Here is a 9,717-nt window from a genome sequence, read left to right as displayed (position 1 = left end):
GCGGTGGCAACCAAGGCACCCTGCGATGCAAGCTTGCGCCACGCGAACAGCTGGTTAGGCGCAATGCCATGACGACGGGCGACCAGACTGACCGTCGCGCCCCCCTCGTAGGTTTCGTGGACAATCGCAAGCTTCTCCGCTGTACTCCAGCGTCGACGCCGCTCAGGGCCGGAAAGAATTTCCATCTTAATGCTATTACCAGTCATAATGTGAACAGTAGTCCTATCACTTATTTAAGTGGCAGAAACTGTCCGGGCAATTAGGGGGCTATTCCACCCGGAGCGCTGCCGTCATTTCCATGCGGACATTCGTGGTGCTACATTCTGGCGACCTTCCAGCATTCGGTGCTTGCCTGAGAAGGCGCTCGCCATCCCAAAGCGGTTTCACAAGGCCCCAGCCGCCGCGACCGGGATTTCCCTTACAAGCGCCATCGGTCGCGATGAGATAATGACGACCAGCGGCAACGGTTGCGAGGCGTTCCCGAAGGCTGGCCGGGATGGAATAGTTCTGAATCATGCTGAAAATCCTCATAGCGAGTCATCGGCGAGCGTTCGGGCTGCGCCTACTGGATTGCTGCGGTTTTGGTGAAATGGCGCTCAGTGAATCCCTGAGGGGGAATGAGGCCCGTAATAGATAAGACAAAGCCCCAGCACAAAAATGCCAGGGCCTTGAGATGATTAGTGATGGGGACGACGAAGATTAGCGTCCGCTATTGTTGCGGCTATTAATAGCGTCTTCTGCTGCCTTACCGAATTTGATGAAGTTCTCTGGTGGCTTGCGCATCTTCTCACCGGCTGCGCGTCCGATGGTGACAGCAGGGGCATTGAGATTGCCCGTGTCGCCCACCATCATGGCTCCGGTGAACTTCCTTGCGGCATTGCCAACCCCTTGCTTCACCTCGTCCTTGATCGCGATACCCTTGAGCTGGATTTCTCCGTTCGGGCCTGTCGGGATGGTCTTGGTGTAGCGTTTGCCGGTGTTCCTCCAAACCGGAGCTTGACCATCGGTGGCTGTATTCTCAAAGATTTCTCGCTTCTCATTGATGAATACCTGAGAGCCATCCTTCTCTACGGCAGTGTAAAGACCGGCTGGATTTGTCCTTTGGCTGTCATTCTGCTTCTTGATGATTTCTTCTTTCTTTGCCTGCTGTCGCTTCTGGTCTAGTTCATGCAGAGACCGCAACGTAAGATTTGAACGTTCAGCATTCTCAACCGGGAGGCCAGTGGTCTTTTCAACTATCAACCAGCCGTTGCTGTTCGTTGCTTGCCGAATTGTTAGGTCCGACGCTTCAAGCCACTCATCATCTCCGAAATCTGCTGCATATTGTTCGATAGCGTATGTAGCCATCTCACCGAAGTTCTTCGGAATGTCTCGACCAGCGGTATAGATCATGCTGCCGTTAACGTCCGTATGGGTTGCATTGAAGCGTTTCGATGCTTCCTCAAGGGCCTGATCAGAATCAAGACCGTTGCGCGCATAGAACTTACCAAGGCGGGCAATTTCACCGGCAACATAGCCCGAATTGCTGGGGGCTTTGCCGCCAATGGTGCCGAACCAAGTTTCCCATCCGCCAGCAACCACGCGGCGGGCCTTCTCATCAATCTGCTCAAAGCTCTGCCGAACGGCGGCGGAAGGGGCTTTCTCAATTTCGGAGGTTGCCATCATGGCGGTTTGTACGGCCTGCTCATGCCCCAGTCCCGCATATTGCATGGCAATGCGGTAGCTTTCGTAAAACTCCCGTGTCTTGTCGTTCTTGATATGCTGTTCGAGGAGGCCGGGGTTGGCAGAATGCAAACGCATATAAAGATCGGTGCCGTCCTTGAGCTGGGCTGGCGCTGTCCCTCCCGAAACATTGAATTGCGTTGCTGCAACTGGTCCGCTTCGAAGGACGCTTTCCCACTTGGGGTTTGTTAGGTTGTTCGAAGAGAAGGCTTCCACTTGCATGTCGAAGGCTTCATCCGGCGATGCCTTGCTGTTCTTAACGAGCCATTCCGTGCGGGCTACGGTTTCCTTGGCAACGGCCTTCTTCTGGTCATCGACCGAAACCTTTTTCGTTTCGCCGGTCTTCGTGAAAACCGTTGCCTCTTCGATATATGGGAGCATCCCGGAACTGGCGGTTTCCATATTCTTATTCAGGAGGTCGTCTTCTGAGCGCTTCGCCTGTTCCGCCAAGGCAAGCTTCTGGTTAGCTTCGGCTGCTTCCTTGGCAACGTGAGCGTTAAAGGTCTCGCTCTGATTGATCAGCGATTGAACCTGAGCTTCCGAAAAGGCTCCGGCGTTTCCCTTGTGCCAACCGAGGAGTTCTTCGCGGTCGAGCTTGCCTTGTCTCGCGTTGTCCCAAAATTCGAAGCGCCTGTCCCGCGTGGCTTCCTCGTTGTTATGCTGCATACGCGACTTGGCAGAGAGGAGAATGCGATTGGCATCATTCTGGAACTCACGGTTTGACGCAAGCGAACCCAGCTTCGTGCCATCGTCGCCTGTGCGCTCGCTGTTGAGAATGGCCTCAGCCATCTTGAGATTACCTTCGTTCGCGAAGGATTCAGCGAGGCGGACCATCTCACGGTCTTGGTCCTTGTAGTCGATCTTGAGGAGTTCCCGGTTGCCGGAATACTCGGCTCTCAGGGCTGCGACCACTTCGGCTTCCGACTTTCCCTCACCAAGCAGGGCGCGGGCCTTGCCGGAGAACACATCGTAGACACCTGAGATGGTGTCCTGCTTGATCTGTTCGGTCTGGTGCTGCGATTGGATAGTGTTCGCCTTCGAGCCGAAGTTGTTCATGATCGAGTTGTATGACCGGACGAAATGCGGGCTGTCTCCGTACTTCTCCAAATCACCGGCCATGCGTTCCCGGATGAAGCTCTCAAGGTCGCCCTTGTCTTTGTCGAAGTTGGTCTCGTATTCCTTCGTGAGTTCATTCACGCGGTCGTAGGCAAGGCGCTCGCCATACTGCTTCATGAAGGCAGCTTTGAACCACGGATTATCCATTTCCGAGATTGAGCCGTCATTGACTGCCTTGCGCGCCTCATCGAAACTCATGCCGCCAATACGGCGATTGGCCTTGTCCTCGGCCTCCTGCTGGGCCTTGTCGGCTCGGTCCTTAAGGAAACTCTGCAAGTTCGGGCTAACCTGAGCAAGCGCCTCGGAGAGCTGCATGAGACCATTGCCGCCCGTTGCCGGAGACTGAGGACGACTGTAGGTATCCACAGGGCGGGCTTGCGGTTGGAGCTGGACCGAAGGCAATTTGAAGGGGGCTTGCTTCATGCCGCCATTGGCGGAACCGATGGAAGGCTGGTCATCATGAGGCGAGAGGCCGGGGAGCTTGGTCATGTTTCGGGTGTGTCCTTGGAAATGAAAAAAGGCCGCCCGAAGGCAGCCTTGTGATGGTTGATGGGAAGCCCACTGCGAAACCGAAGTCGCGTTGTGAGTTCTCTATGGTGAGGTGTAATTATCTAGGGTTGCATATCGCCAACCTTGAATTGCTGCGCTCACCATACCGCAATGAAAACTCGATATGCAGTGAACCACGCCACGGCTAAAATCGACCACTTAAACACAGTGCTGTACGGCGGCACCCGCACAATCGCGAATGCCAGCACATTCTCCCGAAGCGGAATGAAGACGGCCAATAGAATGAGAAGTGTGCTGAAATAAGCGGCAATGCCTGCAAGGATGGCGAGGAACACGACCGGACCTCCTCAGCCACGTTCGACCGACAACACGCCCTGAAAACGACCAGCGAAGAACTCAATGTCCTTCGTGTCCTGCTTCTGCCAACCATAGCCCACCGAGCATTCCCGCCATTCAACCCAAAGGCTGAGCTTGGTCAACGGCAGGCGAAACCAGAAGCCGCGATGCTGGAGGCTGAAAATTCCGCTGAGGCTGTCACGCGCATCCATTGCGAGATTATAAGCAGACTGGGAAGCCGAAGAGATAAAAGCGTTCATTATATACATATCCTGCATGTGAGTGATGGACATGGTGAGAAGCCACCAAGCAAGCGCATGAGAATCCAAAGACATGCCAGTGGTAAACAAGCATGAAGGACATGAGCCTGCCGTGAGGCTCCCCTAGTTTTCTTCGTCCTGTTTTAGAGAATATGCAGGGAACGATTTGATAGCACTCGCTAAATCCTCAATCGTCGGAAGCTCGTAAATGGCACCTACATGGTCAGCGGTATGCCCACACATGACATCCCGGATGCGTTGCTCTATGCCTGCTCGTGCCGCTCTGCGCTTGAAAGTATGTCGCCAGCTATGATTGGGACTGACGCGCTTATCATCAATGCCAAGCTTACGAACCCAATCGCCAAGCTTCTGTCGCGCAATCACATACTGAGGGCGAGGAGGGTCAAGGGCATCAACTTTCTTGGTCTTTCGTTCACCATTCTGGTCATAAAAAAGTGGTCCTTCCTTCGCCTTCTTCACGAAGTCAATGAAACCCTGATTGACCAAATCGTCGTGCAGGGGGACATGGCGTGGCTCTCCGCCTTTCACTGTTCCAGCTTCCGGCAGGATGCGGAGCGTCCAGAAACCGTCCTTGTGCTGTTCAATGTCCTGCTTGCGAACCTGAGTGATTTCTCCGGGCCTTGCTCCGGTATACGCACAAATCCAAGGAACCCACCGGATTGCTGAGCGGCGATGGGGCTTCATATGGCGCGCCTGAGGTTCGAGACTGGCTTTTAGAATGGTGATTGCATCGTCCGACTGAAACTCAGTCTTGGTATGCTTCACTTTTTTGGCAGAAACCTTAACGCTTTCAAACGGATTGGCGGCTATCTTTTTCTGCGACTTGACCCACCCGAATATTCGGTTTGCAGCGGTGATATAAACCTCATTGGCAGTGCGACCGCTAAGCTTCCCCGATGCCATGAGCTTGTCTTTCCACCTAACCGCATCGGCATCTGTCAGCAGGGCTACGTCTTTACCGTTGTGGAAAGAGTCCAAGTCTAGGAATACACCACGCCAGCGGTTGACCGTCGAAGGCGCGGGCTTGCGTTCATTATGCCATCCCTCGAATGCTTCCCAAACGCTCATCCCTGCCAGCCTAGGTGGTCTCCCCGTATGCTTAGCGGAAGCGCTTTCCGTTTGCGGAAACCGTTCCCGGTAGGAATCCGGACTGTAATCGCCTAAGGCTCGCCTGCGGAGAAGTGCAAGGGCTGCTGTGAAGTCGGGTTCTAGTGCGTCGATAAATGCACTATGCGCCTCAGTAGTGAGGGAAATACCTTCGTCCGCCAGAAACGTGGGAAGCCGACCAATTTCGATAATGACTGCCCGGACCTTAGCGGCGTGGACGGCTGTTCTCACATGATCATCGTGAGCGTCCTGAAAGGAGTCGCCAGCGGCCTCCAGCGCGTCTTGGTATTGGTCGTAGGCGAAATCCAAATCGGGAACGGGTGGGGTATTGTCGACGTTCTGAGCGATGAACCAATCATACCAGCGGCCCGCGAGTTCGCGCATCTGTCGATTGCTGAGCGCGGTCGTCAGGCCAGATTTTGCCGACCGTAGAAGTGAGATGCGACCTTCGATAGTCGCCAACCATTCGAGATGAGCAAGTTTGACTTCGCTCGAAGTCTTCTCTGTGGATGCTCGAAAACGTTCCTCTTGGCGAAGGCCGTAAGCTCGCTGATACGCATCTCGAATATCCGCTGGAATCATTTTCCGGGAAAGCCAGTCCCCGTTTTTAGCTCGTGTCAGTCCTGCCATAATGACTTGCATCTGTAGCGCCCTTTGTAGCGATAGGGCAACGACAAATCCTTGTAATTCAACAACTATCTGAAACAAAAGAGCTTCTGGAAAGCTGTGGTGCGGTCGGCGGGACTTGAACCCGCAAGCCTAAAAGGCGACAGATTTTAAGTCTGTTGCGTATACCAATTTCGCCACGACCGCAGCGACAGGATTTCTATGTCATGATTTGCGCGTCGATTTCAAGACAGAAAGCTTGTCAGCAATAACAGCTGAATTATCGAATATCCTTATGTTCTAAAATAGAAAAGCGGTATGATCGGCCTGTTTTCCCGACCATGAATTTGATCGGTTCGCGCCAGATGTCACTATTTCCGCAAAAGCCTGTCAGCTGACGAATTTTGGATATGACAAGCTGTCAGGAATGATTTACGCCTAGATCTGGACCGCTACGCGGCGGTCCGGGGCTTAGTAACCCCTTTATCACTGCGTGGTTGGCGTCACCGAAAGGCGCCGAACCTTCGTCCTTTATGGTCAGGGTGCTTGCGACGTATGTCCAAGCTTCTCTGAAGCCAAAGGTCGTGAGGCCGTCGCAGTGCGGTTACTAACACCCTGATCACCAAAGATCGAAGGGCACAATGCGGGGGCGTACCGCGAGAGTGCTTTGGGGGCGTGACCGATATGACAGACACTGTAACCTATTACACAATCACCTATGATCATGTTCAGGATTGGTGCGGCGGATTCTTCCGTCAGGACCAGCGGCCAGAAGCCGAGGCCGCGCTACGTTTGATGCAGCGCGAATTACAGAGAGAGCGCTCTATTTCGTGGCAGGCGCTTTACCTCGAAGAAATAACAATCCCGCTTCCATTGAACGAAGCCGTGCTGTTCGAACTCCTGAATGACGGTCCGCTGGTAGTCTTCGGGGACCGCAAGATCGTCACTGTTTACTGCGTGGGGTAGGTTGGTGTTTCCCTTCATCCTTGTTTGCATTGGCAAATCCGTATAGCGATGTGAATACCGAGTAGGAATGAAGAGAGTTTCAGTATGACCGCCTTCGTCAAATCCGTGGCTCAGGCCGAAAAGGCAATGCGTGCGCTTTTCCCTGAAACACAATTGCAGCTCAACGATTATCTCTCCCGCAAATATGGCGCAGAGATTTGGTTGAAGCGCGAAGATCTGACGCCGGTGCGGTCCTACAAGATTCGCGGCGCGTTCAATTTCATTTCCAAGGCCGTCAAGACAACCGACGAGAATGTCGTCTTTGTCTGCGCGTCGGCAGGCAATCACGCGCAGGGCTTTGCTTTCGTCTGCCGCCATTTCGGTCGCAAGGGCGTTGTTTTCATGCCGGTGACCACGCCGCAGCAGAAAATCGACAAGACCCGTGCTTTTGGCGGTGAATTCATCGAAATCAAGCTCATCGGCGATATTTTCGACGTTTGCTATGCCGCGTCGCAGGAATTTGCGGCCAGCAACAAGGGCGTCATGGTGCCGCCCTTCGACCATCCGGGCATTGTGGAAGGTCAGGCGACTGTCGCGTTGGAAATCGAACGGCAATTGCCGGAGGGCAAGAAGCCGGATCTGGTTCTGCTGCCAGTTGGCGGCGGCGGGCTTTCTGGCGGTGTGACGCAGTATATTTCCGATCTTGGCTGGAAAACCGCGTTTCGCTTTGTCGAACCGAAAGGTGCCGCAAGCCTGAAAGGCAGTCTGGAAGCGGGCAAGCGCATCAAGCTTACCCATGTCGATAATTTTGTAGATGGAGCGGCCGTTGCCGAGATTGGCAAGGAAAACTTCAAGCTTCTCAAAGGCTTTGACGCAAAGTCTGTCATAACAGTTCCGGAAAACCGTCTCTGCGCGACGATCATTGAAATGCTCAATATCGAAGGTGTGGTGCTGGAACCAGCAGGCGCATTGGGCATTGATGCGCTGAAGGATTTCAAGAAAAGCGAACTCAAGGGCAAGCGCATCGTGATTGTCGTTTCGGGCGGCAATTTTGATTTCGAGCGCCTGCCCGATGTGCGCGAAAGAGCGCTTCGCTTTGAAGGCCTGAAGAAATACTTCATTTTCCGCTTCCCACAGCGCCCCGGCGCGCTGCGTTCGTTCCTCGATCTGCTGGGGCCGGAAGATGACATCGCGCGCTTCGAGTATCTGAAGAAATCGGCCCGCAATTTTGGCTCGGTGCTGATCGGCATTGAAACGAAGGATGCCGCAAACTTCAAACTTCTGGAAAAGAAGTTCGGCGAGGCCGGTTGGGCTTATCAGGACATTACGGACAATCAGGTTCTGGCTGATTTCATCATTTGAACTGAAGTCTAAGTGACGCGAAAGCGAAAACATTTGCTTTTTTGGCAAAACCACCCCATATGGGCGGCAGGCGCATGGGCCGACGTTAGATGTCGGCTTTCCCGGCATTGGACTTGTTGCGTCACACTTCTGTCTTCCGGAATGGTCTGGTAGCGGAGGGGACCTGAGATCTGCTCGGGCACGGCTGCGCAAGTCGCCAGGGGTTTTCCCGGCGTCCCGTCGTTATCATAAATACGGATTTGGCTCGGGAAAGTTGCGCTTTCCCGGCATTGAAAGCGGACCGCAGATGTGCGGTGCCGCCGAAAGAGATTGAATTGACAAATGAAAATACGGGCGGCTTTGCCGCTCTTGGCGTCACCGGCGTTTTGCTCAAGGGCGTTGAAGCTGCTGGCATGACCGAACCGAAGCCAATCCAGACGCAGGCGATCCCGCCGCAGCTGGAAGGCAAGGATATTCTCGGCATTGCGCAGACCGGCTCGGGCAAGACTGCTGCTTTCAGCCTGCCGATCCTGCAAAAGATCATCGGTCTGGGCGATAAGCGCCGCCCAAAGACGGCGCGTGCTCTTGTTCTGGCGCCGACCCGCGAACTGGCCGTCCAGATCGAACAGACGATCCGCAACGTTTCCAAGACCGCGCATATTTCGACCGCGCTCGTGCTGGGCGGCGTATCGAAGCTGACGCAGATCAAGCGTATCGCACCCGGCATCGACGTGCTGATTGCAACGCCGGGCCGTCTGACGGATCTGATGCGCGAAGGTCTGGTTGACCTTTCGCAGACCCGCTGGCTGGTGCTCGATGAAGCCGATCGCATGCTCGATATGGGCTTCATCAATGATGTGAAGCGTATTGCCAAGGCAACCCATGCCGACCGTCAGACCGCGCTTTTCTCGGCAACCATGCCGAAGGAAATTGCTGCGCTCGCAGGCAGCCTGCTTCGTGATCCGGTTCGTGTGGAAGTTGCGCCGCAGGGTACGACGGCTGCCGAAATCACCCAGGTTGTGCATCCTGTGCCGACCAAGGAAAAGCGCCGTCTTCTGTCGGCTCTGCTGGCCGATAAGAACATGCGTTCGGTTATCGTCTTCACCCGCACCAAGCATGGTGCCGATGCGGTCGTGCGCCACCTTGAGCGTGACAAGTTCGACGTTGCGGCCATTCACGGCAACAAGTCGCAGAATGCCCGCCAGCGCGCGCTGAACGGTTTCCGCGACGGCACGCTGCGCATTCTGGTTGCAACTGATATCGCCGCGCGCGGTATCGATGTTCCCGGCATCAGCCATGTGGTCAACTATGACCTCCCTGATGAACCGGAAACCTATGTACACCGTATCGGCCGCACGGGGCGCAATGGCGCCAGCGGCGCTTCGATCACCCTGTACGATCAGGCGACCGAGGATTCGAAGCTGCGTGCTGTGGAACGCGTGACCCGTACCAAGCTTCCGATCAAGGATGCTCCGGTCAAGCTTGCACCAGCACCCGCAGCAGCGCCGCGCATTTCGATTGTGGGCGAAGACAAGCCGCAGAAGACGCAGCACCGCAAGGGCCCGTCACCGCAGCAGCACCGTCGTCCAGCCCAGAAGCCGGGCGAACATCGTGGGGGCAACCATGCTTCCGCAGGTGGCCATGCCAATGCGACTGGCGAAGCCGCACCGAAGGCAAAGCGTCCATTCCGTCGTAAGCGCCGCAACGGTAATGGCGGCGGCGGACAGCGTGCTGCATAACGCCGTTCCGGAAC

At 55.0% G+C, this 9,717-nt stretch carries 9 protein-coding genes and 1 tRNA gene; 3 read left to right on the top strand and 7 right to left on the bottom strand.

The window, feature by feature from the left end; genetic code table 11:
- The 7 genes from ACTJKP_RS20590 to ACTJKP_RS20560 form a co-directional block, all read right to left on the bottom strand.
- A partial coding sequence (locus ACTJKP_RS20590) for a transposase (RefSeq protein WP_440631852.1) occupies positions 1-206 on the bottom strand: 206 nt, incomplete at its 3' end.
- Between the two features lie 61 nt (positions 207-267).
- A complete protein-coding gene (locus ACTJKP_RS20585) occupies positions 268-516 on the bottom strand; it encodes an RNase H family protein (RefSeq protein WP_440631975.1) in 249 nt (82 codons plus the stop codon).
- Positions 517-699: 183 nt separating this feature from the next.
- On the bottom strand, positions 700-3,327 hold the full coding sequence (locus ACTJKP_RS20580; protein WP_440631974.1) for a hypothetical protein: 2,628 nt from the start codon (positions 3,325-3,327) through the stop codon (positions 700-702).
- A 158-nt stretch (positions 3,328-3,485) separates the two neighbouring features.
- The gene (locus ACTJKP_RS20575) at positions 3,486-3,683 is read right to left on the bottom strand and encodes a hypothetical protein (RefSeq protein ID WP_182505934.1); all 198 of its coding nucleotides are present in this window, start codon (positions 3,681-3,683) and stop codon (positions 3,486-3,488) included.
- A gap of 12 nt (positions 3,684-3,695) precedes the next feature.
- The gene (locus ACTJKP_RS20570) at positions 3,696-3,944 is read right to left on the bottom strand and encodes a hypothetical protein (protein WP_440631973.1); all 249 of its coding nucleotides are present in this window, start codon (positions 3,942-3,944) and stop codon (positions 3,696-3,698) included.
- A gap of 123 nt (positions 3,945-4,067) precedes the next feature.
- Positions 4,068-5,714: a hypothetical protein gene (locus tag ACTJKP_RS20565; RefSeq protein WP_440631972.1), complete on the bottom strand. Its 1,647-nt coding sequence runs from the start codon at positions 5,712-5,714 to the stop codon at positions 4,068-4,070.
- Between the two features lie 85 nt (positions 5,715-5,799).
- A tRNA-Leu gene (locus tag ACTJKP_RS20560) sits at positions 5,800-5,885 on the bottom strand.
- A 477-nt stretch (positions 5,886-6,362) separates the two neighbouring features.
- Here ACTJKP_RS20560 and ACTJKP_RS20555 point away from each other — a divergent pair.
- The 3 genes from ACTJKP_RS20555 (at position 6,363) to ACTJKP_RS20545 (ending at position 9,703) form a co-directional block, all read left to right on the top strand.
- Positions 6,363-6,644 carry a hypothetical protein gene (locus ACTJKP_RS20555; protein WP_440631971.1) on the top strand — a complete coding sequence of 94 codons (282 nt, stop codon included), beginning with the start codon at positions 6,363-6,365 and terminating at the stop codon, positions 6,642-6,644.
- Positions 6,645-6,728: 84 nt separating this feature from the next.
- The gene (ilvA, locus tag ACTJKP_RS20550; RefSeq protein ID WP_078338642.1) at positions 6,729-7,985 is read left to right on the top strand and encodes a threonine ammonia-lyase IlvA; all 1,257 of its coding nucleotides are present in this window, start codon (positions 6,729-6,731) and stop codon (positions 7,983-7,985) included.
- 314 nt (positions 7,986-8,299) lie between these two features.
- On the top strand, positions 8,300-9,703 hold the full coding sequence (locus tag ACTJKP_RS20545; RefSeq protein WP_374843376.1) for a DEAD/DEAH box helicase: 1,404 nt from the start codon (positions 8,300-8,302) through the stop codon (positions 9,701-9,703).
- Positions 9,704-9,717 lie beyond the last annotated feature (14 nt).

It is taken from the genome of Brucella sp. 22210, from assembly GCF_052045675.1.
Classification (GTDB): Bacteria; Pseudomonadota; Alphaproteobacteria; order Rhizobiales; family Rhizobiaceae; genus Brucella.
This window is presented reverse-complemented; position numbering and strand designations above follow the sequence as displayed.

Excerpts from the sequence above, each read along its gene's own strand:
- ACTJKP_RS20585 (WP_440631975.1), bottom strand. The coding sequence starts at position 516 with ATGATTCAGAACTATTCCATCCCGGCCAGCCTTCGGGAACGCCTCGCA.
- ACTJKP_RS20580 (WP_440631974.1), bottom strand. The coding sequence starts at position 3,327 with ATGACCAAGCTCCCCGGCCTCTCGCCTCATGATGACCAGCCTTCCATC.
- ACTJKP_RS20570 (WP_440631973.1), bottom strand. The coding sequence starts at position 3,944 with ATGAACGCTTTTATCTCTTCGGCTTCCCAGTCTGCTTATAATCTCGCA.
- ACTJKP_RS20565 (WP_440631972.1), bottom strand. The coding sequence starts at position 5,714 with ATGCAAGTCATTATGGCAGGACTGACACGAGCTAAAAACGGGGACTGG.
- ACTJKP_RS20555 (WP_440631971.1), top strand. The coding sequence starts at position 6,363 with ATGACAGACACTGTAACCTATTACACAATCACCTATGATCATGTTCAG.
- ilvA (WP_078338642.1), top strand. The coding sequence starts at position 6,729 with ATGACCGCCTTCGTCAAATCCGTGGCTCAGGCCGAAAAGGCAATGCGT.